At 72.7% G+C, this 23,776-nt stretch carries 22 protein-coding genes; 15 read left to right on the forward strand and 7 right to left on the reverse strand.

Features of this window, described 5'->3' with window-relative positions; genetic code table 11:
- Positions 1 to 117 precede the first annotated feature (117 nt).
- Positions 118 to 984 (forward strand): undecaprenyl-diphosphate phosphatase, encoded by an 867-nt coding sequence (locus tag ACI799_RS01680; RefSeq protein WP_456587885.1) that lies wholly within the window; start codon positions 118 to 120, stop codon positions 982 to 984.
- An 87-nt stretch (positions 985 to 1,071) separates the two neighbouring features.
- Here ACI799_RS01680 and ACI799_RS01685 read toward each other — a convergent pair whose 3' ends face one another.
- On the reverse strand, positions 1,072 to 2,616 hold the full coding sequence (locus ACI799_RS01685) for an AMIN-like domain-containing (lipo)protein (RefSeq protein ID WP_456612261.1): 1,545 nt from the start codon (positions 2,614 to 2,616) through the stop codon (positions 1,072 to 1,074).
- 215 nt (positions 2,617 to 2,831) lie between these two features.
- On the opposite strand from ACI799_RS01685, the gene ACI799_RS01690 reads away from it, so the two are divergent.
- The 4 genes from ACI799_RS01690 (at position 2,832) to ACI799_RS01705 (ending at position 5,353) form a co-directional block, all read left to right on the forward strand.
- Complete coding sequence (locus ACI799_RS01690; protein WP_456587883.1) at positions 2,832 to 3,530, forward strand: histidine phosphatase family protein; 699 nt, start codon at positions 2,832 to 2,834, stop codon at positions 3,528 to 3,530.
- 9 nt (positions 3,531 to 3,539) lie between these two features.
- The gene (locus ACI799_RS01695) at positions 3,540 to 4,091 is read left to right on the forward strand and encodes a DUF3090 family protein (RefSeq protein WP_456587882.1); all 552 of its coding nucleotides are present in this window, start codon (positions 3,540 to 3,542) and stop codon (positions 4,089 to 4,091) included.
- A gap of 13 nt (positions 4,092 to 4,104) precedes the next feature.
- A complete protein-coding gene (locus ACI799_RS01700; protein ID WP_456587881.1) occupies positions 4,105 to 4,857 on the forward strand; it encodes an SCO1664 family protein in 753 nt (250 codons plus the stop codon).
- A gap of 109 nt (positions 4,858 to 4,966) precedes the next feature.
- A complete protein-coding gene (locus tag ACI799_RS01705) occupies positions 4,967 to 5,353 on the forward strand; it encodes a VOC family protein (RefSeq protein ID WP_456612262.1) in 387 nt (128 codons plus the stop codon).
- A 27-nt stretch (positions 5,354 to 5,380) separates the two neighbouring features.
- On the opposite strand, the gene ACI799_RS01710 is transcribed toward ACI799_RS01705, so the two are convergent.
- On the reverse strand, positions 5,381 to 6,097 hold the full coding sequence (locus ACI799_RS01710; RefSeq protein ID WP_456612263.1) for a maleylpyruvate isomerase family mycothiol-dependent enzyme: 717 nt from the start codon (positions 6,095 to 6,097) through the stop codon (positions 5,381 to 5,383).
- A gap of 109 nt (positions 6,098 to 6,206) precedes the next feature.
- Here ACI799_RS01710 and mshC point away from each other — a divergent pair, with 109 nt between their 5' ends.
- Complete coding sequence (mshC, locus tag ACI799_RS01715; RefSeq protein WP_456612264.1) at positions 6,207 to 7,457, forward strand: cysteine--1-D-myo-inosityl 2-amino-2-deoxy-alpha-D-glucopyranoside ligase; 1,251 nt, start codon at positions 6,207 to 6,209, stop codon at positions 7,455 to 7,457.
- On the forward strand, positions 7,457 to 8,503 hold the full coding sequence (locus ACI799_RS01720; RefSeq protein ID WP_456587877.1) for an HD domain-containing protein: 1,047 nt from the start codon (positions 7,457 to 7,459) through the stop codon (positions 8,501 to 8,503). The genes mshC and ACI799_RS01720 overlap by 1 nt, the downstream gene beginning before the upstream one ends.
- Before the next feature lie 53 nt (positions 8,504 to 8,556).
- Here the strand turns inward: ACI799_RS01720 and ACI799_RS01725 are convergent, their stop codons facing one another.
- Positions 8,557 to 9,426 carry a PAC2 family protein gene (locus ACI799_RS01725; protein WP_456587876.1) on the reverse strand — a complete coding sequence of 290 codons (870 nt, stop codon included), beginning with the start codon at positions 9,424 to 9,426 and terminating at the stop codon, positions 8,557 to 8,559.
- Between the two features lie 232 nt (positions 9,427 to 9,658).
- Between ACI799_RS01725 and metH the strand changes: the two genes are divergently transcribed.
- The gene (metH, locus tag ACI799_RS01730; protein WP_456612265.1) at positions 9,659 to 13,453 is read left to right on the forward strand and encodes a methionine synthase; all 3,795 of its coding nucleotides are present in this window, start codon (positions 9,659 to 9,661) and stop codon (positions 13,451 to 13,453) included.
- Complete coding sequence (locus ACI799_RS01735; RefSeq protein ID WP_456612266.1) at positions 13,450 to 14,214, forward strand: HAD family hydrolase; 765 nt, start codon at positions 13,450 to 13,452, stop codon at positions 14,212 to 14,214. The genes metH and ACI799_RS01735 overlap by 4 nt, the downstream gene beginning before the upstream one ends.
- A gap of 16 nt (positions 14,215 to 14,230) precedes the next feature.
- Here the strand turns inward: ACI799_RS01735 and ACI799_RS01740 are convergent, their stop codons facing one another.
- The 3 genes from ACI799_RS01740 to ACI799_RS01750 form a co-directional block, all read right to left on the reverse strand.
- Complete coding sequence (locus tag ACI799_RS01740) at positions 14,231 to 14,752, reverse strand: hypothetical protein (protein WP_456612267.1); 522 nt, start codon at positions 14,750 to 14,752, stop codon at positions 14,231 to 14,233.
- A 123-nt stretch (positions 14,753 to 14,875) separates the two neighbouring features.
- The gene (locus ACI799_RS01745; protein WP_456587872.1) at positions 14,876 to 15,307 is read right to left on the reverse strand and encodes an N-acetyltransferase family protein; all 432 of its coding nucleotides are present in this window, start codon (positions 15,305 to 15,307) and stop codon (positions 14,876 to 14,878) included.
- A gap of 8 nt (positions 15,308 to 15,315) precedes the next feature.
- The gene (locus ACI799_RS01750; protein WP_456599314.1) at positions 15,316 to 16,263 is read right to left on the reverse strand and encodes a RecB family exonuclease; all 948 of its coding nucleotides are present in this window, start codon (positions 16,261 to 16,263) and stop codon (positions 15,316 to 15,318) included.
- Positions 16,264 to 16,358: 95 nt separating this feature from the next.
- Here ACI799_RS01750 and ACI799_RS01755 point away from each other — a divergent pair, with 95 nt between their 5' ends.
- Positions 16,359 to 17,282 (forward strand): tRNA (adenine-N1)-methyltransferase, encoded by a 924-nt coding sequence (locus ACI799_RS01755; RefSeq protein WP_456587870.1) that lies wholly within the window; start codon positions 16,359 to 16,361, stop codon positions 17,280 to 17,282.
- Positions 17,283 to 17,452: 170 nt separating this feature from the next.
- Complete coding sequence (arc, locus tag ACI799_RS01760; RefSeq protein WP_456587869.1) at positions 17,453 to 19,228, forward strand: proteasome ATPase; 1,776 nt, start codon at positions 17,453 to 17,455, stop codon at positions 19,226 to 19,228.
- A 174-nt stretch (positions 19,229 to 19,402) separates the two neighbouring features.
- Here the strand turns inward: arc and ACI799_RS01765 are convergent, their stop codons facing one another.
- Positions 19,403 to 20,014 carry a transglycosylase family protein gene (locus tag ACI799_RS01765; protein WP_456612268.1) on the reverse strand — a complete coding sequence of 204 codons (612 nt, stop codon included), beginning with the start codon at positions 20,012 to 20,014 and terminating at the stop codon, positions 19,403 to 19,405.
- A gap of 293 nt (positions 20,015 to 20,307) precedes the next feature.
- Here ACI799_RS01765 and dop point away from each other — a divergent pair, with 293 nt between their 5' ends.
- From dop to prcB, 4 genes are all read left to right on the forward strand, one after another.
- Positions 20,308 to 21,813 (forward strand): depupylase/deamidase Dop, encoded by a 1,506-nt coding sequence (dop, locus tag ACI799_RS01770; protein ID WP_456612269.1) that lies wholly within the window; start codon positions 20,308 to 20,310, stop codon positions 21,811 to 21,813.
- Positions 21,814 to 21,929: 116 nt separating this feature from the next.
- Entirely contained in the window at positions 21,930 to 22,139 is a 210-nt protein-coding gene (locus tag ACI799_RS01775) for a ubiquitin-like protein Pup (protein WP_456587866.1), read from the forward strand.
- 32 nt (positions 22,140 to 22,171) lie between these two features.
- Positions 22,172 to 22,846: an endonuclease VII domain-containing protein gene (locus tag ACI799_RS01780; RefSeq protein WP_456599317.1), complete on the forward strand. Its 675-nt coding sequence runs from the start codon at positions 22,172 to 22,174 to the stop codon at positions 22,844 to 22,846.
- Positions 22,847 to 22,918: 72 nt separating this feature from the next.
- Positions 22,919 to 23,776 (forward strand): proteasome subunit beta, encoded by an 858-nt coding sequence (gene prcB, locus ACI799_RS01785; RefSeq protein WP_456587864.1) that lies wholly within the window; start codon positions 22,919 to 22,921, stop codon positions 23,774 to 23,776.

A 23,776-nucleotide genomic window follows, 5' to 3' on the forward strand; every position in this document is an offset into this window, starting at 1 on the left:
CCGGCCGCTGCGGGGCGGCGTGCCGGGGCCGGACCGGCCGCCACCTAAGGTCAGCGGTCGTGCCCGAACGATCCGCTCTCCGTCCGGCCGCCAGCCGTCCCCTCGGGGGGCGCTGATATGGGCTGGCTCGAAGCCGTCGTCCTCGGCCTGGTGCAGGGGCTCACCGAGTTCCTCCCCATCTCCTCGAGCGCCCACCTGCGGGTCGTGGGGGAGGCCTTCGGGTGGCAGGACCCCGGCGCGGCCTTCACCGCGATCACCCAGATCGGCACCGAGGCCGCGGTGCTGCTCTACTTCCGGCACGACATCTGGCGGATCATCACCGCCTGGGTCGCCTCGCTCGGTGGGCGGCGGAAGGGCGACCCCGACGCCCGCATGGGCTGGCTGATCATCGTCGGCACCCTGCCGATCGTCGTCCTGGGCCTGCTGTTCCAGGACTCGATCGAGACGACGTTCCGCGACCTGCGCATCACGGCGACCGCCCTGATCCTGTTCTCGCTGGTGCTGTTCTGGGCCGATCGCGTGGGGGCCAAGCGGCGTGAGCTCGACCGGCTGACGGTCGGCCACGGCATCGCGTTCGGCTTCGCGCAGGCGATGGCGCTGATCCCGGGGGTCTCCCGCTCCGGCGGCACGATCACCGCCGGGCTCTTCCTCGGGTACACCCGGTCGGCCGCGGCCCGGTACTCGTTCCTGCTGGCCGTGCCGGCGGTGCTGGGCGCCGGGTTCTTCCAGGTCTACGAGGTGCTCAGCGGGGACGTCGCGGGCCCGCCGATCGCCTGGGGCCCGACCATCCTCGCCACCGTCCTGGCGTTCGTCGTGGGTCTGGTCGTCATCGCCTGGCTGCTGCGCTACCTGGACCGGGGCAGCTACGTGCCCTTCGTCGTCTACCGCATCCTGCTGGGCCTGCTCATCCTGGGCCTGGTGTTCGCCGGGGTCCTGGACCCCACCACCCCCGTCGACGTCACCCCCACGCCCATCCCGCGCTGAGCCCCGCCGCCCGCGGACACGCTCGGGAGGGGGACAGCGGCGACCCGGAGCAGATGGAGCTCCGGGTCGCCACGGGAGACGTGTGGCTCAGCCCTCCGTGCCGGCGTCGAGGTCCAGCGTCCCGATCATCGCGTCGAGCACCTCGACGTTGCGCTCGTAGTCGAACTTCGGCAGGCCGACGGTGTCCGCGACCAGCGTGCGCGGTCCGTGCTCACCCTCCTCGAGGGCGACGGCGTACCGGGTCGACGGCGTGCCCTCGGGCCAGAGCCCCTCGCCGGTGGCGGTGCGCTCGATCCGCACGGCGTCCCGGCCGTCCACGGTCAGCTCACGGCGGGCCTGCTCCCCGGGCTGCTCCTGGGTGACCCGGTCGAAGGCCACCGGCTCGATGGAGAAGGCGATCGCGGCCACGCGCACGTCGGTGGCATCGGGCACGTCGAAGTCCTGCGGGGAGAACCGGCTGCAGGCCGGCACGGTCTCACCGGCGTTCACCGACCAGTCCGACGGGTGGTCGACCGCGAAGCCGGCCGGGCTGGTGCAGCGCTCGCCCAGCACGACGCCGTCGGGCTGCCGGTCGAGGACGTCGACGACGATCCGCTGCGGGTCGGCCAGCCGGGCGACCGCGAACGGCCGGCGCTGGTCGAGCCCCGCGTAGAAGGAGTAGCGGCCCTCGAACAGGGTGTCGGCGACCAGGGCCTCCAGCGTGCTCGTCCCGGCGATCTCCAGCCGCTCCTCGCCCTCCCAGGGCGTGACGCCCTCGGGCGCGTCGCCCGGGTACAGCAGGTTGGACAGGGTGATCCCCAGGGTGGCGTCGCCGGGCACCTCCAGCGGGTGGCCCGAGCCGGCGCCGCGCGGGTCCTCGGTGTAGCCGATCTGGTACCCGGCCTCGCCGTCACCGGCGAGCTCGAAGACGATCCGGTCGAAGCCGTCGTGGGCGCCCAGCCGGACGTCGGTCAGCACGACCGCCGACCCGGTGGCCTCGACGTCGACGTCGGCGGTGTCGCCCTGGCCGACCGGCTCCAGGCCGTCGGACTGGTGCAGGACGTCGACGACCAGCCGCGCCGGGTCGGAGAACGTGGCGACGCCGAAGGGCACGTGCTCCTCCAGGCCGATCGTCCAGGTCAGCATCGCCTCGAAGTCGCCGGTCTGGACCGCCTCGCTAATCACCTGGCCGCCGGGTGCGGTGATCTGGTCACGCCCGGTGTAGGTCTCCCGGGGCTCGTCACCGGAGAGGTCCACGCCGCTGGCCGGGCTGACCCGCACCTCCAGGAACGCCGAGCCGGCCACGGCGATCTCCCGGCCGGAGCCGTCCTCGGTGATCGGCGGCTCGACGTAGCCGACCCGGTAGCTGGGGACCTCCTCGCCCTCGAACTCAAGGACGAACCGGTCGAAGTCCTCGTGCCCGGCGGCGCGGACGTCGGTCAGGTAGGCCGGGGCGCCGCCGGCCGGGAACTCCCCGGCCTCCACGGTCTCGGTGCCCGGGTTCCCCACGGGGGGCAGCGGCTCGTGGGCCGGCTGCACCGGGCCGGGTGGGGTGGGCCCGGCCGGGACGATCGACGGGGCTGAGGTGGTCGGGGCGCCGGTGGTCGCCAGCAGCGTGCTGGCGCTCAGTCCGGCGAGGAGCAGACGCATCATCGCGATCTCGCCTCCTGGTCTCGGATGTCCGGTCCTCTCGTCCCCTGCCCGTGCTCCCCGTCCCCGAACACGCTTCGGGATGCCGTCACCCGATCGTCAAGCCATTGCCGGATCGTCATGTGCACCGGCGACCGGCGTGTCCTGCCCCGCCGCCGTGCTGCGGCGGCGGCTGCCACGGACCGGGGGAGGGACGGAGCACCGCCTACGCTCGCCCGGTGACCACCGTCATCCTCCTGCGGCACGGCCGGAGCACCGCGAACACCGGAGGGGTGCTCGCCGGCTGGACCCCTGGCGTCCAGCTCGACGACACCGGGCAGGCGCAGGCGCAGGCGGTGGCGCAGCGACTGGCGAAGGTGCCGCTGGCCGCCGTCGTCAGCAGCCCCCTGGAACGGTGCCGGCAGACGGCGGGCGCCGTCGTCGCCGGGCGCGACCTGGAGCCGGCGATCGAGGAGCGGCTGGGGGAGGCGCGCTACGGCGACTGGACCGGTCGGCCGCTCAAGGAGCTGGTGAAGGAGCCGCTCTGGAAGGTCGTGCAGCAGCACCCCTCGGCCGCGGTGTTCCCGGGCCCGGAGGGGGAGGGGCTGGCCCAGACCCAGGCCCGGGCGGTGGCCGCCGTCCGTGAGTGGAACGCGCGGCTGGGCCCGGACGCGGTCTGGCTGGCCTGCAGCCACGGCGACGTCATCAAGGCCGTGCTCGCCGATGCCCTGGGGTTGCACCTCGACCAGTTCCAGCGGATCGTCGTCGACCCTGCCTCGATCTCGGTGGTCTCCTACACCGACACCCGGCCGTTCGTGGCCCGGATCAACGACACCGGCGGCGACGTCTCCGCGCTGATGCCCCCGCCCCGCAAGGGGCGCCGGCGCAAGGCCTCCTCGGACGCCGTGGTGGGAGGCGGGTCGGGCGCCCCCGCGTAACCTGGGCGCGTGCCCCGTCAGCTCCATCTCTTCGATCGCCCCAGCCGGTTCGTCGCGGGAACGGTCGGCCAGCCCGGGGACAGGACGTTCTACCTGCAGGCCACCGACGACACCGGGCGTACCGTCAGCGTCGCGCTGGAGAAGACGCAGGTGCAGGTCCTGGCCGACCGGATGGACGACCTGCTCGACGAGGTCAGCGGCCGGGCCGGCACGGTGATCCCGCCCGAGGCCGACGTCGACGACCTGGAGCCGCTCACCGCGCCGGTCGACGAGGAGTTCCGCGTCGCCGCGATGGGCCTGGCCTGGGACGGCACCGCCGAGGCCGTCGTCGTGGAGGCGGTGGCCGCCGGCGAGGAGCCGATCGAGGAGGACGTGATCCTCTCCGACAGCGACGAGGGGCCCGATGCGCTGCGGGTGACGATCACCCCCATGGCCGCTCGTGCCTTCATCGCCCGCGCCCGCCGGGTCGTCGCCGCCGGGCGCCCGTCCTGCCCGTTGTGCTCCCTCCCGCTCGACCCGGTGGGCCACGTGTGCCCGCGGCAGAACGGCTACCGCCGCTGAGCGGCGGCCCGCGGTGAGCGAGCAGCCGGCGGAGGGGAGCGACCTCCGCCCGCCCGCCGACGACGCCGAGGCCCTGCAGCTGCTGCGGACCGGCGTGATCGACGTCGAGGGCCGGATGCTCGACGCGTCGAACGTGACCCTGGTCGGCGCCATCCGGTCCGGCGACCTCGCCGCCGAGTGCGTGTACAAGCCGGTCGCGGGGGAGCGGCCCCTGTGGGACTTCCCCGACGGCACCCTCGCCGGCCGGGAGATCTCCGCCCACCTGGTCTCCGAGGCGACCGGCTGGCGGATCGTGCCGCCCACCGTGCTCCGCGAGGGCCCGTTCGGCCCCGGCATGGTGCAGCTGTGGGTGGACGGCGACGAGGACGTCGACCTGGCCGCCTTCGTCCGCCGCGACGACCCGGCGCTGCGTCGCATGGCCGTGTTCGACGCCGTCGTGAACAACGCCGACCGCAAGGGCGGGCACATCATCCCGATGCCCGACGGCCACGTGCACGGCGTGGACCACGGCATCTGCTTCTCCGTCGACCCCAAGCTGCGCACCCTGCTGTGGCGCTGGGCCGGCTCGCCGTTGACCGTCGAGGCGCTGACGGTGCTCGAGCGCCTCGCCGACGAGCTGCGCGGCGACCTCGGGGAGCAGTTGCACGAGCACCTGACCCGTGCGGAGGTGCGCTGCACGCAGCGGCGGGTGGCCGAGCTGCTGCGCACCGGTCGCCACCCCGAGCCCAGCGGGGAGTGGCCCGCCCTGCCCTGGCCGCCCTTCTGAGCGGCGAGATCTGCACACTGGCCCCCGTCAGTGCGCCGTAGGGGGCAACATCGCAGAAGTCGCACGGGGCGCCGTCGTCCTGTCGGTGCCCTGGGCCAGGATCCCGCGCATGCCGCACCGCAGCCGTCTGTCCATCCTGTTGCTGGACCTGCCGCCGCAGCACCACACGGCCGGCACCGCCTTCTGGGCCGGCGCCATGGGGCGCACCGCCGCGCCCGACCCCGACGACGAGAAGTGGGCCTCGCTGGGGTCGTTCGCCGACGGCTGGCACGTCGAGGTGCAGCGGACGGGGGAGGGGACGCCGCCGCGCTGGCACGTCGACGTGGAGACCGACGACATCCCGGCCGAGGTCGCCCGGCTGGAGGCCCTGGGCGCCACCCGGCACCGCGACATGGGCGGCTTCTGGCAGATGCTGGATCCGGCCGGCCTGGTGTTCTGCGTCGTCGGCGTGCAGACCGGCCAGGAGTTCGAGCGGTACGCCGTCACCTGGCCCTAGGTGCGCGCTGCCCCTGCGGTTCCGGCCTCACTCCAGCGTCACGAGGTCGATCATCGCGGCCGCCTGCAGGCCGTCACCGTCGACGGTGAGCACCTCCAGCGGGACCCGGCGCCACACGGCCAGGAGCAGGTCGCCGGCGGTTCCGGTGAGCGCGGCGATCGGGAAGGGCTTCGTGCCGGGGAAGAGGGTGCGCTCGGCGTCGGCGTCCACGGCGTGGAGGACGACGGGGTGCGCGGACTCCGGCGGCCCGTCGGGCAGGGCGGCGGGCACCATGAGCTGCAGCCACTCGTCCAGGCCGTCCAGCCCCACGGGGGCGGGGATCGGGCGCACGTCGCCGAGCACCTGCTCGACGTCGACCGTGTGCACGGTGGCCTCCTGCAGCTGCCGGCGCAGGACGAACGCCACGTCCTTCTGCGGCGCCCAGGTCCACACCCGCTCGGCCGGGTCGGCTCCGGCGAGCGCCGCCTCCAGGTCGGCGCCCTGCGCGGCCACGTACCCCAGCAGCTCGTCGTCGGCGCGGCGCGTCGGCTCGACGTAGGTGGCGAGGTCTCGGGCACGGGTGCGCACCACCCACGCCCAGAAGTGCTGCACCTCGGACAGGTGCCACACCAGGTCGGCCAGCGACCACGCGGGGCACCCGGGGACCGGAGCCGCCCACCCGCGGGCGAGGACCGCCTCCGCGGCGGCGTCGGCGAACCGGGCGTCGACACGCCGCAGGGCCGGCAGGTACTCGTCGAGCTGCATTCGCTCCTCCTCCTGCAGAGGGGCGCCACCGGCGCCTTCCCCTCCGACGTGATGACCCGCACGGACCTGCGGGGCCGGTGCCGTCGGAGACCCGCTCTAGGCTCGTACCGTGCTCTCCTGGTCCGCCCCCCTGCTGCCGACCCTGCCCGGCACGGGCTCCGTGCTCAAGGTCCACGACACCGCTCGCGGTGAGATCGTCGCGACGACGCCGGACCGGACCGCACGGATGTACGTCTGCGGCATCACCCCCTACGACGCCACGCACCTGGGGCACGCCGCCACCTACCTGGCCTTCGACCTGGTCAACCGGGTGTGGCGCGACGCCGGGCACGCCGTCCACTACGTGCAGAACGTGACCGACGTCGACGACCCGCTGCTCGAGCGTGCCGAGCGCGACGGCGAGGACTGGATCGTCCTGGCCATGCGCGAGACGGCACTGTTCCGGGAGGACATGACGGCGCTGCGTGTACTGCCCCCGGAGGACTACGTGGGCGCGGTCGAGTCGATCCCCCGGATCGTGGCGTACATCGAGCAGCTGCTCGACGCCGGGCTGGCCTACGTCCTGGCCGACGGCACCGGCGACATCTACCACGACGTCGCGCAGGCCCCGGGCTTCGGCTCGGAGTCCGGCTACGACGAGGCCACGATGCTGACCTTGTTCGCCGAGCGTGGCGGGGACCCCGACCGGGCGGGCAAGCGCAACCGCCTGGACCCGCTGCTCTGGCGCGGTGAGCGGCCCGAGGAGCCGGCCTGGCCCGGTCCGCGGGGCACCCGCGGCCGGCCGGGCTGGCACGTCGAGTGCGCCGCGATCGCGTTGGACACGATCGGCATGGAGTTCGACATCCAGGGCGGCGGCAGCGACCTGGTCTTCCCGCACCACGAGTTCTCCGCCGTGCACGCCGAGGCGCTCACCGCCACCAAACCCTTCGCCCGGGCCTACGTGCACGCCGCGATGATCGGCCTGGAGGGCGAGAAGATGAGCAAGAGCCGGGGGAACCTGGTCTTCGTCTCCAAGCTGCGCGGCGAGGGCGTGGACCCGATGGCCATCCGGCTGGCCCTGCTGTCCGGGCACTACCGCACCGACCGGGAGTGGAGCGACCGGCTGCTCGCCGAGGCGCAGGAGCGGCTGGACACCTGGCGGAGCGCCGTCGGCCGCGAGGCCGGCGCCCCGGCCGGCCCGGTGCTGCACGGGCTGCGCGAGCGACTGTCCGACGATCTCGACAGCCCCGGCGCGATCGCCCTGGTCGACGCCTGGGCCGCCCGCACCCTGGCCGGCGGCGAGGACCTGGAGGAGCACGCGCCGCAGGTCGTCTGCGACGCCGTCGACGCGCTCCTGGGCGTGGAGCTGCAGAACTTCTGATGGCCGGCGTCCTCGACGGTCCGTTCCGGCTCACCGACCGCGCGGCGCGCGAGCGGGCCGAGGAGCAGCTCGCACCCGCCGCGACCCGGGCGGTGGCCAGCCGGGGCCGGGCACGGCCGGAGGCGGAGGACGCGCTGCGCACCGCCTTCGAGCGGGACCGGGACCGGATCCTGCACGCGAAGGCGTTCCGCCGGCTCAAGCACAAGACCCAGGTCTTCCTCAACCCCGACGGCGACCACTTCGTCACCCGGTTGACGCACACGTTGCAGGTGACCCAGGTGGCGCGCTCGCTGGCCCGGGCGCTCGGGCTCAACGAGACGCTGGCCGAGGCGATCGCCCTAGGCCACGACGTGGGGCACTCGCCGTTCGGGCACATCGGCGAGGAGGCCTTCGACCCCTACGTCGACGGCGGCTGGCACCACGCCGCCCAGGGCGTGCGCATCGTGGAGGTGCTGGAGGACCTCAACCTCACCTGGGAGGTGCGCGACGGCATCCGCGCCCACAGCTGGAAGATCGACCCGCCGCCGGCCACCCGCGAGGCCGAGTGCGTGCGCTACGCCGACCGGATCGGCTACCTGTCCCACGACGCGCTGGACGCCGTCCGCGCCGGGGTCATCCGGACCTCCGACCTGCCCGCGCGCGCCGTCGCCGTCTTCGGGCAGCCGGGCAGCGAGATGGTCGGATCGATGATCGACGCCGTCGTCGAGGGCTCGCTGGCGCCGGGCAGCACGCGCGTGGTCATGGCCCCGGAGCCGCTGCAGGCGATGCACGAGCTGCGCGACTTCATGTTCGCCCGCGTGTACGCCTCCGACGTCGCCGCCGGGCAGAAGCACCTGGCGGTCGACGTCATCCGCCGGCTCGTCGACCACCACCTGGCCCACCCCGAGCTCATCCCGGCCAGCTACCGCGACACCGAGGCCGATCCGCTCACCCAGGTCGTCGACTACGTCTCCGGGATGACCGACCGGTTCGCCCTCGCCACGCACGACCGGCTGTTCGACGCCGACGCCTCGGCGCAGATGCGACCGCTGCTGCGCAGCGACTGACGACGCGCACCGCGCCACGGGCGGCCGTGGCCTGCTTCGACGGCGCCGGCCGCTCAGGCCCCGCCGGCGGGCCCACCCCGACGGCGCAGGTACCGCTCGAACTCCCGGGCGATCTGGTCGCCGTTGGCCTGCGACAGGTCCACCTCGGTGGCCCGCTCCTCCAGCGAGCGCACGTACTCGACGACCTCGGCGTCCTCGCTGGCCATCTCGTCGACGGTCTTCACCCAGTCCTCGGCCTGCTGCGGCAGGGCCCCGAGCGGCACCGTGATCTCCAGGACCTCCTCCACGCGCTGCAGCAGGGCGACGGTGGCGCGGGGCGACGGCGGCTGCGACACGTAGTGCGGGACGGCGGCCCAGAAGCTGATCGCCGGCAGCCCGGCCTGCACGCAGGCGTCCTGGAACACACCGAGGATCCCGGTCGGGCCCTCGTAGCGGGAGGTCTCCAGCCCGTAGGCCCGTGCGGACTCCTGGTCGTAGGCCGACCCGGTCACCGGCGTGGGCCGGGTGTGCGGGGTGTCGGCCAGCAGCGCGCCGAGCGCGACCACGATGGAGGCGTCGAGCTCGTCGAGGATCTCCAGCAGCTCCTCGCAGAAGCTGCGCCAGCGCATGTTCGGCTCGATGCCCCGGATGAGGACCACGTCGCGGTCCAGCCCCTTCGGCCGGGCCACGGAGATGCGGGTGGTGGGCCATTCGATGCGCCGGCTCACCCCGTCGATCAGGGAGACCGTGGGCCGGTTGACCTGGAAGTCGTAGTAGTCCTCGGGGTCGAGGGCGGCCAACGGCTTCGCGTCCCAGATCAGCTCGAGGTGCTCGACGGCCCCCGTGGCGGCGTCCCCGGCGTCGTTCCAGCCCTCGAACGCCACCACGACCACCGGGTCGGTGAGCTGCGGCAGGTCATCGGCGTCGGACTGAGGATCGATCACCCCTGTGAGCCTACGTCGCTCCGGCCGTGCCGCCCGGCCGTGCGCCGCGGGGTCCGGCCGCCGAACGCCCTCGTGGGCGGGCGTGGCGGCCCGCCACGCCTGCTGCACCGCCGGTGTGCCAGGTGCGAAGATGGGAGCCGACATCGGGAACGCCCAGGCCTGGGCCAGCCCGCCGGGGTGACGGAGCGCGAGGCCCGCACGCCCATCGAGTCTTGAACCACTGGGGATCACCGTGTCCGAGTCACCCGCCCTCCGTCCCGATGCGACGGCGCGGCTCCGCGCGCTGCTGGAGGAAAGGATCCTGGTGCTCGACGGCGCTATGGGGACGGCGATCCAGCGGGACCGTCCCGACGAGGCCGGGTACCGCGGGGAGCGTTTCGCCGACTGGCCCAGCGACGTGCAGGGCAACAACGACCTGCTCAGCCTGACCCAGCCCGAGCTCATCGCCGGCATCCACCGCGAGTACCTCGAGGCCGGGGCGGACCTCGTCGAGACCAACACCTTCAACGCCACGACGATCTCGCTGGCCGACTACGGCATGCAGGAGCTGGCCTACGAGCTGAACGTGGCCTCCGCCCGGCTCGCCCGCCGCGAGGCCGACGCGATGACCGAGCGGACGCCCGGCCGGCCGCGCTTCGTCGCGGGGGCGATCGGCCCCACCAGCCGGACGGCATCGATCTCACCGGACGTCAACGATCCCGGCGCCCGCAACGTCGGCTTCGACGACCTGGTCGCCGCCTACCTCGAGCAGGCGAACGGCCTGGTGGACGGCGGCGTCGACGCGCTGCTGATCGAGACGATCTTCGACACGCTGAACGCCAAGGCGGCCATCTTCGCCCTGGAGACGTTGTTCGAGCAGCGCGGCCGGCGCTGGCCGGTGCTGATCTCCGGCACGATCACCGACGCCTCCGGACGGACGCTCTCCGGGCAGGTCACCGAGGCGTTCTGGAACTCCGTGCGGCACGTGCAGCCGCTGCTGATCGGGTTGAACTGCGCCCTCGGCGCCAAGGAGATGCGGCCCTACATCGCGGAGATGGCGCGGGTCGCCGACACCTTCGTCTCCTGCTACCCGAACGCCGGGCTGCCCAACGCCTTCGGCGAGTACGACGAGTCGCCCGCCGAGACGGCCGCCATCGTCGCGGAGTTCGCCGGGAGCGGCCTGGTCAACCTCGTGGGTGGCTGCTGCGGCACCACGCCGGCGCACATCGCGGCGATCGCCGGCGCCGTGGCGGGGCTGCCGCCACGGACGCCGGCGCAGACGTCCCCGGCGCTGCGCCTGTCCGGCCTGGAGCCGCTGACCGTCACCGAGGAGAGCCTCTTCGTCAACGTCGGCGAGCGCACCAACATCACCGGCTCCGCCCGCTTCCGGAACCTGATCAAGGCGGGCGACTACCCGGCTGCCCTCGCCGTCGCCCGCCAGCAGGTGGAGGCCGGCGCCCAGGTCATCGACGTCAACATGGACGAGGGGATGATCGACGGCGTCGAGGCGATGGACCGCTTCACCAAGCTCATCGCCGCCGAGCCCGACATCTGCCGCGTCCCGGTGATGGTCGACTCCTCGAAGTGGGAGGTCATCGAGGCGGGCCTGAAGAACGTCCAGGGCAAGGCGATCGTCAACTCCATCTCGCTGAAGAACGGCGAGGATGAGTTCGTCCGCGAGGCCCGGCTCTGCCGCCGGTACGGCGCCGCGGTCGTCGTCATGGCGTTCGACGAGGACGGCCAGGCCGACGACCTCCAGCGGCGCATCGACATCTGCCGGCGGGCCTACGCGGTGCTCACCGAGCAGGTCGGGTTCCCGGCCGAGGACATCATCTTCGACCCGAACGTCTTCGCCGTCGCCACCGGCATCGAGGAGCACGCCAACTACGGCGTCGACTTCATCGAGGCGACCCGCTGGATCAAGCAGAACCTGCCCGGCGCGCTGGTCTCCGGCGGGGTCTCCAACGTCTCCTTCTCCTTCCGCGGCAACAACCGCGTCCGCGAGGCCATCCACGCGGTGTTCCTCTTCCACGCCATCCGGGCCGGCATGGACATGGGCATCGTCAACGCCGGCGCGCTCGAGGTCTACGACGAGGTGCCGGTCGAGCTGCGGGAGCGGATCGAGGACGTCGTCCTCAACCGCCGCCCCGACGCCACCGAGCGGCTGCTGGAGATCGCCGGCGACTACGCCGGGGACGGCGCGGCGCGCGAGGTCGCCACCGAGGAGTGGCGCTCCCTGCCGGTGGGGGAGCGGATCACCCACGCGCTGGTGAAGGGCATCGACGCACACGTCGAGGACGACACCGAGGAGCTGCGGCGCGAGATCGCCGAGCGCGGCGGGCGGCCGATCGAGGTGATCGAGGGACCGCTGATGGACGGCATGAACGTCGTCGGCGACCTGTTCGGCGCCGGCAAGATGTTCCTGCCGCAGGTGGTCAAGTCCGCCCGGGTGATGAAGAAGGCCGTCGCCTACCTCATCCCGTTCATCGAGGCGGAGAAGCAGCCCGGCGACGCCGAGCGCAGCAACGGCAAGGTCGTCATGGCCACCGTGAAGGGCGACGTCCACGACATCGGCAAGAACATCGTCGGCGTTGTCCTGCAGTGCAACAACTACGACGTGGTCGACCTGGGCGTCATGGTGCCGGGGCAGAAGATCCTGGACGCCGCCAAGCAGGAGGGCGCCGACATCATCGGGCTCTCCGGTCTGATCACCCCCTCGCTGGACGAGATGGTGAACCTGGCCGCCGAGATGGAGCGCCAGGGGTTCGAGATCCCGCTGCTCATCGGCGGCGCGACCACCTCGCGGGCGCACACCGCCGTCAAGGTGGCGCAGAAGTACTCCGGCCCGGTGATCTGGGTGAAGGACGCCTCGCGCTCGGTCCCGGTCGTCGCCGCCCTGCTCTCCGACGAGCAGCGCCCGAAGCTGCTGGCCGAGACCGACGCCGACTACGCGGCGCTCCGGGAGCGGCACGCCGCCCGCCAGGACAGCCGTGCCCTGCTCCCGCTCGCCGAGGCACGGGCGAACCCGACGCCGATCGACTGGAGCGGCTACGCCCCGCCCCGGCCGCGGATGCTGCTGCAGCAGGCGAAGGACGTCTGCGAGGGCCCGGCCTGCGCCCTCGGGGAGGCCACCCAGTTCGTCCGGCACTTCCACGACTACCCGCTCGAGGAGCTGCGCGGCTACATCGACTGGCAGCCGTTCTTCAACGCCTGGGAGATGCGCGGCCGGTTCCCCGACATCCTGCACAACCCGGCGACCGGCGAGGCCGCCCGGCGGCTGTACGACGACGCCCAGCAGATGCTGGACCGGATCGTCGCGGAGAAGTGGCTGCGGGCCAGCGGCGTCCTCGGGCTGTTCCCGGCCAACCGTGTCGACGGCGAGGACATCGAGGTCTACACCGACGAGTCCCGCACCGCCGTGCGGGCGACCCTGCACCAGCTGCGGCAGCAGACCGAGGGCCGCGACGGCTCGCCGCGCAAGTCACTGGCGGACTTCGTGGCGCCGAAGGACACCGGCCTGCGCGACTACGTCGGTGCGTTCGCGGTGACGGCCGGGCTGGGCGCGGCCGAGCGGGTGGCGGCGTTCAAGAAGGACAACGACGACTACAGCGCGATCATGCTGGAGGCGCTGGCCGACCGGCTGGCCGAGGCGTTCGCCGAGCGGCTGCACGAGCGGGTGCGCCGGGAGTTCTGGGGCTACGCCGCCGACGAGGCGCTGGACAACGAGGCCCTCATCGCCGAGAAGTACCGCGGCATCCGGCCGGCCCCGGGCTACCCGGCCTGCCCCGAGCACACCGAGAAGCAGACGATCTGGGACCTCCTCGACGTCGAGGCGGCCACCGGTATCGAGCTCACCGAGAGCCTCGCCATGTGGCCGGGTGCGGCGGTGAGCGGCCTCTACTTCGCGCACCCGCAGGCCCAGTACTTCGTGCTGGGCCGGGTCGGGCGGGATCAGGTCGAGGACTACGCCCGGCGCAAGGGCTGGACGCTCGCGGAGGCGGAGAAGTGGCTCTCACCCAACCTCGGCTACCGGACCGAGGACGAATGAAGGACCCCCGTCCCCCTCACCCCTCGCCGGCTCGGGGCGAGCCTCTGGACGGAGGCCGTTCCAGCGCGTTGCGGGCGGTGCTGTTCGACATGGACGGCACGCTCGTGCAGACGGAGGAGTACTGGGGCGAGGCGATGTTCGAGCTCGCCGGACGGCTCGGGGGGCGGATGTCGGCCGAGGCGCGGGCCCGCACGGTGGGCACGAGCATGCCGACGGCGATGGGCATCCTCTACGCGGACCTCGGCATCAGCGCCACCGCCGAACAGCTCGCTGTGGACGCGGCCTGGATCGAGGAGCGGGTCGGCGTGCTCATGGCCGGCGGCGTCGTGTGGCAGCCCGGCGCCCGGGAACTGCTGTCCGCGGTGCGGGCCGCGGGCCTGGCCACCGCCTTGGTGACGACGACGCCCCGCCGGCTCGCCGACATCGTGCTTGCGAGCATCGCGACGGACCTCGGCGGCAGCCCGTTCGACCTGACCGTCTGCGGCGACGAGGTTCCCGCGCGCAAGCCGGACCCGGCCCCCTACCTCCAGGCAGCCGCAGCGCTGGGCGTCCAGCCCGACTCCTGCGTGGTGGTGGAGGACTCGCTGGTCGGCGTGACCGCCGGGCTGGCCGCCGGGATGGCGGTGCTGGGCGTGCCCGCGATGCAGCCGGTCCCGCCGGCACCGGGGCTCACGCTGGTGGAGACGCTCGTGGGGGTCGGGGTGCCGGAGCTCGAGGCGGTGCTCACCGCCCGCGAGGTGGCGAGCGCCGCCCCGCGCTGAGTTCCGGGGGCCGCGACTATGCCGTGCCGAGGTCGTCGTAGCAGAACGAGGCGCTGCCCACCGGATCGACGTGGACGGTACGTGGCCCGTCTGGGACGGTTGCGGTGAAGGTGACGGTCACCCTGCGCCGGCGCGGGCCCGCCAGCTCGTCGCGTACGAGGACGACCATCCGGTCGAGGCAGTCGGCCGAGTCGTCGCCGTGGACGTCGTGCTCATGGTCCGGGAGGCCGACGACGATCTCCCGCCCGGACCTCGCCGTCGCCGTGACCTCGATCGGCGGGTCCCAGAGCCCGGCAGCAGCGTCGCGCAGGGCGTCGATCTCGGTCTGCAGCCGGGCGCGGTGCTCCCGGGTGATCCGGGCGAGCTGGAGGTCGAGGACCGCCCGCGCCTGACCCGGGGTGAACCCGTAGGCCGTTTGCAACCTTCGCACGGCGTCGGAGTCGTCGGCCGCATCGCCCAGCAGTGCGCCCAGGCGGCTCGGGTCCGCCGTGGCGGCGGCGAACGCCGTCAGGATCTCGAGCCTCTTGTCGGGATGCACGGTCACAGTCTCGCTGGTCACTGGTCCCGGTGAAGAGGTGTCGCGGCCTGCGTGCCGGCGCTCGCAGCGGACGCGGGCCGAGGACCGACCCGGCGGGACATGCAGGCCGCACGCTCCGGTCGGTCAGCCGAGGTACTCCTTGTAGGTCCGTGCCGCCGGACGCAGTCCGACGGCCTCGTAGAACGCGAAGGCCGCCGGGTCGTCGGCAGAGAGCTGCAGCTTGTAGCAGCCGGCCCGGCGGCCGTGCTCCCGTGCGGCGCCCAGGAGGGCCGCACCCACGCCGGAGCGCCGATGGGCACGGTCCACGACGACGTTCTCGACCAGCAGGTAGGGCTCACCGGCGTGAGCCGTGTTGGCGACCACCGTGACATCCGCCGTCCCGACCACGGTTCCGGCGGCCTCGGCGACGAGGACCGTGCGCCCGGGTGTCGTCATGGTGCTGGCCCAGGCGTCCTGCACCCGCAGCGTCTCGTCGTGCTCGAGCTCCGGGTACAGCTGGCGGTACAGATCCAGCACGGCGGCGAGATCCGCCGGCACGGCGGCGCGAACGGTCACCGCGCCGGTCACACCGGCGTCACCGGCAGGGTCGTCCGCCAGCCGGCTGACGCTGCGGCCTCCGCCGGGAAGGGCGGGGGAGTGCCGCCGAACGCCGGGCACAGCGCCTGGTGGTCGCACCAGCCGCAGAGCCGGCTCTTGTTCGGCCGGAACTCACCCGTGGCGACGGCCCGCTCGATCGCCGACCAGATGGCCAGCAGCGTGCGCTCGAAGCGCACGAGCTCGGCCTCCTCCGGGGCGTAGGTGAGCGCGTCGCCGTCGCCGAGGTAGAGCAGCTTGAGCTGAGCGGCCACCACCCCGCGGGTGCGCCAGAGCACCAGCGCGTAGAACTTCATCTGGAACAGCGCCTTGGACTCGAACGCCTCGCGCGGCATCGACCCGGTCTTGTAGTCGACCACCCGGAGCGCGCCGTTGGGGGCGATGTCCAGCCGGTCGACGTAACCGCGCAGCAGCAGCCCGTCGGGCAGCGTGACCTCGACGAGCTCCTCCCGACCCGCCGGCTGGATGCGGCGCGGGTCCTCCAGCGAGAAGTACTTCTCGACGAGCTTCCCGGCTGAGGCCAGCCAGGCCGCCACCGACTCGGGCGCGTTCGCATCGCTCTCGGCGCCCTCGTCCTGGCCGGTTGCGAACAGCTCGGCGATGCCCGGCTCGTCGCGCAGCTCGGCCCACGCCGGCTCGAGCAGCTCCAGGGCGCTCTCCGGGGTGCGCTGCGCCGGGGGCAGGTCGTAGAGGCGTTCCAGCACGGAGTGGACGAGGGTGCCGCGGACGGCGGCCAGGCTCTTGCGCTCGGGCAGCCGGTCGATGGTGCGGAAGCGGTAGAGCAACGGGCAGGTCTTGAAGTCCGCCGCCCGGCTGGGCGAGAGCGAGGGGCGGCGCGGTGCGGTCACCTCGGCGGGGGGCTCGGTCCCGCCGTCGGGCGTGCCGGGTCGCGGGTCGGTGTCCACCATCGCCGTCATGCACCCGAGGCTAGGTCGCGCCTCCGACAGTTCCGAGTGTCCGCGCCGCATCGGCGTCCCGGGTCACAGCGGCGGCGTCCGTACGCTGGTCGCCCGTGACCAGTGAGCAGGAGCCGGGGACCGACGTCGTCGACGAGGCGCAGCAGGCGCCGGACGAGGCGGGGGAGAGCCCCTCCGCGCAGCGGGCCGAGCCCGTGGAGGGCGCGTTCGTCGCGGGGGACCGGGTGCAGCTGACCGACCCCAAGGGCCGGCTGCACACCGTCGTCCTGACGCCCGGCAAGCAGTTCCACACCCACCGCGGCGCCATCGAGCACGACGACCTCATCGGTGCGCCCGAGGGGTCGGTCGTGCACTCGACGGCCAACACCGGGTACCTGGCGCTGCGCCCGCTGCTCGCCGACTACGTGCTCTCCATGCCGCGCGGCGCGCAGGTGATCTACCCGAAGGACGCCGCGCAGATCGTCGGTTTCGGCGACATCGGGCCCGGCATGCGGGTGCTGGAGGCCGGCGCCGGCTCCGGCGCGCTCAGCTGCTCGCTGCTCCGGGCCGTCGGCGCCGGGGGCTCGCTGACCAGTTACGAGCGGCGCGAGGACTTCGCCGACGTCGCGCGCACGAACGTCGGCGCCTTCTTCGGCGAGGTCCCGAGCAACTGGAGCCTGCGGCTGGGCGATCTGGCCGACCACCCGGCCGACGAGGTGGTCGACCGGGTCGTCCTGGACATGCTGGAGCCGTGGGCGGTCCTGCCGACGGTCGCCGCCGCGCTGCGTCCCGGGGGCGTGCTGGTGGGCTACGTCGCCACCGTCACCCAGCTGTCCACCTACGTGGAGGCGCTGCGCGCGCAGGGCGTGTGGACCGAGCCCTACGCCTGGGAGACCCTGATGCGGCCGTGGCACGCGGTCGGCCTGGCCGTGCGCCCGGAGCACCGGATGGTCGCCCACACCGCCTTCCTCGTCACCGCACGCCGCCTGGCCGAGGGCGCGGTCGCCCCCGTCCGCCAGCGCCGCGCGCAGAAGCACTGAAGGAGGACCCTCCTGCCCCCACCGCTCGCACGCTCGCGGCGGGCCCCTGCAGGAGGGCCGTTCCAGCACCTCAGTAGCACCCCGCCACGGACCCCGCGAGGCGACGGCGAAGTGTCGTCGCGCGTGTATAGATTTGCGTCCTGGCTCCCCCGACAGTGCGGAGGTGCGTGATGGGCCTGGGTCCTGACGAGATGAAGGCGCGGCGTGAGCGTGACGTCGCCTCGCTGCTCAGCCAGATCTCCTACCTCGAGGAGGAGATCAGCCTGCTCCGCCGCAAGGTGGCAGACAGCCCGCGCCAGGTGCGCGCGCTGGAGGAGCGGATAGCGGAGGCGGAGGGCCGGGCCGCCTTCCTCTCCGAGCGCAACGACAAGCTGGCCGGCACGCTGCGCGACGCGCGGGAGCAGCTGGTCACGCTCAAGGAGGAGGTCGACCGGCTCGGGCAGCCACCCTCGGGCTACGGCATCTTCCTGACCCGGTTCGACGACGGGACCGTCGACGTGTTCACCGGCGGCCGCAAGCTGCGGGTGTCGGTCTCGCCGAACGTCGAGGTGGACACCCTGCGCCCCGGCCAGGAGGTCATGCTCAACGAGGCGATGAACGTCGTGGAGGCGCGGGACTTCGAACGCCAGGGCGACGTCGTCATGCTCAAGGAGCTGCTGGAGCCCGTCGACGGCGTCACCCCACGGGCGCTGGTCATCGGGCACACCGACGAGGAGCGCGTCGTCTACCTGGCCGACTCGCTCACCGGCCAGCCGCTGCGGGTCGGCGACTCGCTGCTGCTGGAGAGCCGGTCGGGCTACGTCTACGAGCGGATCCCCAAGAGCGAGGTCGAGGAGCTCGTCCTCGAAGAGGTCCCCGACATCGACTACACCGACATCGGCGGGCTGTCCCGGCAGATCGAGCAGATCCGCGACGCCGTCGAGCTGCCGTTCCTGCACGCCGATCTCTTCCGCGAGTACCAGCTGCGCCCGCCCAAGGGCATCCTGCTGTACGGCCCGCCCGGCTGCGGCAAGACGCTGATCGCCAAGGCCGTGGCCAACTCGCTGGCGAAGAAGGTCGCCGCCGTCCGTGGCGAGGGCGTCCACCAGGCGAAGTCCTACTTCCTCAACATCAAGGGCCCCGAGCTGCTCAACAAGTACGTCGGGGAGACAGAGCGGCACATCCGGCTGGTGTTCCAGCGCGCGCGGGAGAAGGCCAGCGAAGGCACGCCGGTCATCGTGTTCTTCGACGAGATGGACTCGATCTTCCGCACCCGCGGCTCGGGGGTCTCCTCCGACGTCGAGTCGACGATCGTCCCGCAGCTGCTCAGCGAGATCGACGGCGTCGAGGGCCTGGAGAACGTCATTGTCATCGGCGCCTCGAACCGCGAGGACATGATCGACCCGGCGATCCTGCGGCCCGGCCGGCTCGACGTGAAGATCAAGATCGAGCGGCCCGACGCCGAGGCCGCGCGCGACATCTTCAGCAAGTACCTGGTGCCCGACCTGCCGCTGCACCCCGACGACCTCGCCGAGCACGGTGGCAACCGCGAGGCGACGATCGCCGCGATGATCCAGCGCACCGTCGAGCGCATGTACACCGAGAGCGAGGAGAACCGCTTCCTCGAGGTCACCTACGCCAACGGTGACAAGGAGGTCCTCTACTTCAAGGACTTCAACTCCGGCGCCATGCTGCAGAACATCGTCGACCGCGCGAAGAAGATGGCGATCAAGGAGCGGCTGGAGACCGGGACCGGGGGCCTGCGGGTCGGCCACCTGATGCAGGCGTGCCTCGACGAGTTCAAGGAGAACGAGGACCTGCCCAACACGACCAACCCCGACGACTGGGCGCGGATCTCGGGCAAGAAGGGCGAGCGGATCGTCTACATCCGCACGCTCATCAGCGGCAAGGGGAACGAGGCCGGGCGCGCCATCGACACGGCGACCAACACCGGCCAGTACCTCTAGGCACGACGACGGACGGCCCGGCCACCACGCGGTGGCCGGGTCGTCCGGCTGCCCGTGGCTCCCTGATGATCAGGTCACCTGATCATCAGGGGTCCTGGCTCACGATCGGTCGTGAGCCAGGACCCCCTGTGCTGAGCCAGGACGGCGGCGAGCCGGAGCCGCTCGTCCGCGGGGTCAGCCCAGGCGGAGGACCTGGCCGGGGTGGATGAGGCCCGGGTCGGCGCCGATGACGTCGCGGTTGGCCTCGTACAGGGTCTGCCACTGCAGCCCGTTGGCCGATGCGATCCCCGACAGCGTGTCACCTGCCTGGACCGTGTACTGCTGCCCGGCGTCGGCCGGCGCGGGCGCCGGTGCCTCGGCCGTGGGGGCCGGGGCGGCTGCCGGAGGCGTGGCGCTGCCGGCCTTGTCCGCCTCGGTCAGGCCCAGCTTCGCCGAGCAGGCCGGCCAGGCGCCCCAGCCCTGGACCGCAAGGGTCTTCTCGGCGATCGCGATCTGCTGCTCGCGGGTGGCGAGGTCGGCCCGCGGGGCGTACTCGGTGCCGCCGAACCCCTCCCAGGTGGGCTGGTAGAACTGCAGGCCGCCGTAGTAGCCGTTCCCGGTGTTGATGGACCAGTTGCCGCTGCTCTCGCACTGCGCGAGGCGGTCCCAGGTCTCGTCGTCGGCGGCAGCAGCGGTGCCCGTGCCCAGGAACGGCGCCAGGAGCAGGGCGCCGGTGGCGGCGAGGCCAGCGGCGCGCCGCCGGAAGACGCGGGTGGACGGGCCGGAGGTGGTGCTCGGGTTCGTCATGATCCTCTCGAACGGCGGTCGCCCACGCGGCCGGCCCACCGAACGGGGGCAGCACGCTCCACCCACGGAGCCGGATCGACGGAGAAGGACCACTGCCGCTGGGCGGAGAGGGCGCGCGGCGCGTCCGAAAGATGCGGGGTACCGGCTCGACGGCCGTGGCCCGCGTTCGTCCCGATGACCGCGCTGGTGCGGCCGGGGCACCACCGAGGCTACGGAACCGATCCGGTATGTGCCAGGTCCGCGGCTCGATGCCGGCACCGGTCCCCGGAGCGGCCTCGGCCTAGGGTTGGGCCATGAGCGTGCGGCGGGTCATGGGCACCGAGGTCGAGTACGGCATCTCGGTGCCGCGGCAGCCGGGGGCGAACCCGACCACGCTGTCGAGCCTCGTCGTGAACGCGTGGGCGGTGGCCGATGCGCCGACGCCCCGCCGTCCCCGGTGGGACTTCGAGGAGGAGTCACCGCTGCGCGACGCCCGGGGCTTCGACCTGACCCCGGCCCAGGCCCTGGACCACAACGACCTCGACGAGGACTCCGGGATGGCCAACGTCATCCTGACCAACGGCGCGCGCCTCTACGTCGACCACGCGCACCCGGAGTACTCGACGCCGGAGGTCACCACCCCGCGCGACATCGTCCTGTGGGACAAGGCAGGGGAGCGGGTCATGGCCGAGGCCGCCCGCCGCGCAGTGCAGATCCCCGGCACGCACCCGATCCAGCTCTACAAGAACAACACCGACGGCAAGGGCGCGTCCTACGGCGCGCACGAGAACTACCTGATGGACCGGCGGACGCCGTTCATCGACATCATCCGCGGGCTGGTGCCGTTCTTCGTCACCCGGCAGGTGTTCGCCGGCTCCGGCAAGGTCGGCATCGGGACGGAGAGCCGGACGCCGGGGTTCCAGCTCTCGCAGCGCGCCGACTTCTTCGAGGTCGAGGTGGGTCTGGAGACGACCCTGAAGCGGCCGATCATCAACACGCGCGACGAGCCGCACGCCAACCCCGACGAGTACCGCCGGCTGCACGTCATCATCGGCGACGCGAACCTGGCGGAGCTGTCCACCTACCTCAAGGTCGGGACGACGTCGCTGGTGCTGGCCATGATCGAGGCGCGGGCCCTGCCCTCCGACCTCGCGATCGAGGAGCCGGTGGCCGAGCTGCAGGCGGTCAGCCACGACCCTTCGCTCACCCACCGGGTCCGGCTCCGCGACGGACGGCAGCTGACCGCGATCGAGGTGCAGCGGCTCTACCTGGAGGCGGCCGAGCGCTTCGTGGCGACCCGCGGGGAGGCCGACGAGCAGACCACCGACGTGCTGCACCGATGGGCGGCGGTCCTCGACGACCTGGCGGCCGACCCGATGCGCCTCGCCGACCAGCTGGACTGGCCGGCGAAGCTGCGGCTGCTCGAGGGGTACCGCTCCCGCGACGGCCTGGACTGGAACGACTCGCGGCTGCAGCTGGTCGACCTGCAGTACTCCGACGTCCGGCCGGACAAGGGGCTCTACAACCGGCTGGTCGCCCGCGGGGCCATGCAGCGGCTGCTCACCGACGACGAGGTGACGCGCGCGATGGTGACTCCACCGGCGGACACCCGGGCGTTCTTCCGCGGCGAGTGCCTGCGCCGCTTCCCGACGCAGATCGCCGCCGCCTCCTGGGACTCGGTGGTCTTCGACCTGGGCCGGGAGAACCTGGTGCGCATCCCGACGCTCGAGCCGTTGCGGGGCACCCGGGAGCACGTCGGCGCGCTCTTCGAGGCCTCCGCGACGGCCCAGGAGCTCGTCGACACGATCACCGGCCCCTGACCGGCCGTCCTCACCGATGGGCGGTCTCCACCGCCCTCGGCCGACGGACGCCGGATGTCGGTTCCTGCGGGTACTTTCCTGACCAGCACCAGCCACGAGAAGGACCGGAGGGCAGCATGGCCACCAGGGACACCGGCGGGCAGCAGAAGGCGACGCGGTCGCGCGAGGAGAACGAGGAGATCGAGGCGTCGGTCGACTCGGAGGTGGCCGAGCGCCACAAGGAGATGACCGAGGACGTCGATTCGTTGCTGGACGAGATCGACGACGTCCTCGAGGAGAACAGTGAGGACTTCGTGCGTGCGTACGTACAAAAAGGGGGCCAGTGACCAAGATCATCTTCTGGTGAAGAAGCTGATCGGTGGACACCAAGTTCTGTCGTGACTGCCGGGCGCACCGCCCCGTCTCCGACTTCAGCAAGAACAAGAGATCGCGTGACGGACTCGCCTTCTACTGCCGCACGCATCTCGCCGAACGAGCTGCCAAGAGCCGGGAAGCCCGCCGTCTCCAACCACGCAAGCACCGGCTGGCACCGAAGGGCCTCGACGTCCCGGAAGGCTCGAAGTGGTGTCCCGACTGCGGCGAGGTGAGGGCGTTCGAGCAGTTCCCGAAGACGCGCACGACCCGCTCCGGGCACGCCACCTACTGCCTCCCGTGCCACAACGCCCGCGGCCACGCCTCGCGTGCGAAAGCGGGCGGCGCACGCTCGTACCACCTCACACGGCGGTATGGCATCACGGCGGCCGAGGCGGATGTGATGCTCGAAGTACAGGGCGGGGTCTGCGCCATCTGCCGCACCGCGCCCGCCCAGCACGTCGACCACGACCACGCGACGGGCGCCGTCCGGGCGCTGTTGTGTTTCAACTGCAACGGCGGGCTCGGCCAGTTCAGGGACGATCCGGAGGTGTTGCGCGCGGCCGCGGACTACGTCCGCTTCCACACCCTGAGCCAGCGCATCACGGCCATGTTCTCGGCTGCCGGCCTCGGCCCGGTCCGAGCCATCCGGGTGGAGCGACCGCCGGTAGGGTCGCCCTGACGCCGAGGAGCACGAAGCTCCCGGCGGAGCAACGGGTGGACGCCGGCGCATGCAGGCGGGAGAGGCGGATGGGTGAACGAGTCGTCAGCTGGCCGGAGCGGGTTCCCGCCCGCGTACCTGGACCGGGTGGGTTCCTCGTTCACCGACTTCCTCGGGTCCACCGCGCCCGACCTGCTGCCCGGTCGGCGCCCGGTCCCGCAGCTGCCCGTGGGTGACATCGCCCCGCACGGCACCACGATCGTCGCCGCGACCTACGCCGGCGGCGTGCTCATGGGTGGCGACCGGCGCGCCACCATGGGGAACCTGATCTCCAGCCGCGACATCGAGAAGGTCTACCCGGCCGACTCCTACAGCGTCATCGGCATCGCCGGCGCCGCGGGCATCGCCATCGAGATGGTGAAGCTCTACCAGGTCGAGCTCGAGCACTACGAGAAGATCGAGGGCCTCACGCTCTCCCTCGACGGCAAGGCCAACCGCCTGGCGCAGATGATCCGCGGGAACCTCGGCGCGGCGCTGCAGGGCCTGGCCGTCGTCCCGCTGTTCGCCGGCTTCGACCTCGACGCCGCCCCCGGCGAGCTCCCGGGCCGGATCTTCAGCTACGACGTCACCGGCGGGAACTACGAGGAGCGCGGCTACGCCACGGTCGGCTCCGGCTCGCTGTTCGCCCGGAACAGCCTCAAGAAGACGTGGCGGCAGGGCCTGGACGCCGCAGCCGCGACCCGCACCGTCGTCGAGGCCCTCTACGACGCGGCCGACGACGACTCGGCCACCGGCGGTCCCGACCCGGTCCGGCGGCTGTACCCGATCGTCTACCGGGTCGACGCCGAAGGCGCCGTCCGGCTCACCGACGCCGAGATCGCCGCCGTCGCCGACGCCATCGTGACCGAGCGCGCGGCCGCCGAGCGCCAGAACGCGGCCGGGGAGGCCTGA

The sequence above is a fragment of the Blastococcus sp. SYSU DS0753 genome (assembly GCF_054051175.1).

Excerpts from the sequence above, each read along its gene's own strand:
- ACI799_RS01680 (WP_456587885.1), top strand. The coding sequence starts at position 118 with ATGGGCTGGCTCGAAGCCGTCGTCCTCGGCCTGGTGCAGGGGCTCACC.
- ACI799_RS01685 (WP_456612261.1), bottom strand. The coding sequence starts at position 2,616 with ATGATGCGTCTGCTCCTCGCCGGACTGAGCGCCAGCACGCTGCTGGCG.
- ACI799_RS01705 (WP_456612262.1), top strand. The coding sequence starts at position 4,967 with ATGCCGCACCGCAGCCGTCTGTCCATCCTGTTGCTGGACCTGCCGCCG.
- ACI799_RS01710 (WP_456612263.1), bottom strand. The coding sequence starts at position 6,097 with ATGCAGCTCGACGAGTACCTGCCGGCCCTGCGGCGTGTCGACGCCCGG.
- ACI799_RS01720 (WP_456587877.1), top strand. The coding sequence starts at position 7,457 with ATGGCCGGCGTCCTCGACGGTCCGTTCCGGCTCACCGACCGCGCGGCG.
- ACI799_RS01735 (WP_456612266.1), top strand. The coding sequence starts at position 13,450 with ATGAAGGACCCCCGTCCCCCTCACCCCTCGCCGGCTCGGGGCGAGCCT.
- ACI799_RS01750 (WP_456599314.1), bottom strand. The coding sequence starts at position 16,263 with ATGACGGCGATGGTGGACACCGACCCGCGACCCGGCACGCCCGACGGC.
- arc (WP_456587869.1), top strand. The coding sequence starts at position 17,453 with ATGGGCCTGGGTCCTGACGAGATGAAGGCGCGGCGTGAGCGTGACGTC.
- ACI799_RS01765 (WP_456612268.1), bottom strand. The coding sequence starts at position 20,014 with ATGACGAACCCGAGCACCACCTCCGGCCCGTCCACCCGCGTCTTCCGG.
- dop (WP_456612269.1), top strand. The coding sequence starts at position 20,308 with ATGAGCGTGCGGCGGGTCATGGGCACCGAGGTCGAGTACGGCATCTCG.
- ACI799_RS01775 (WP_456587866.1), top strand. The coding sequence starts at position 21,930 with ATGGCCACCAGGGACACCGGCGGGCAGCAGAAGGCGACGCGGTCGCGC.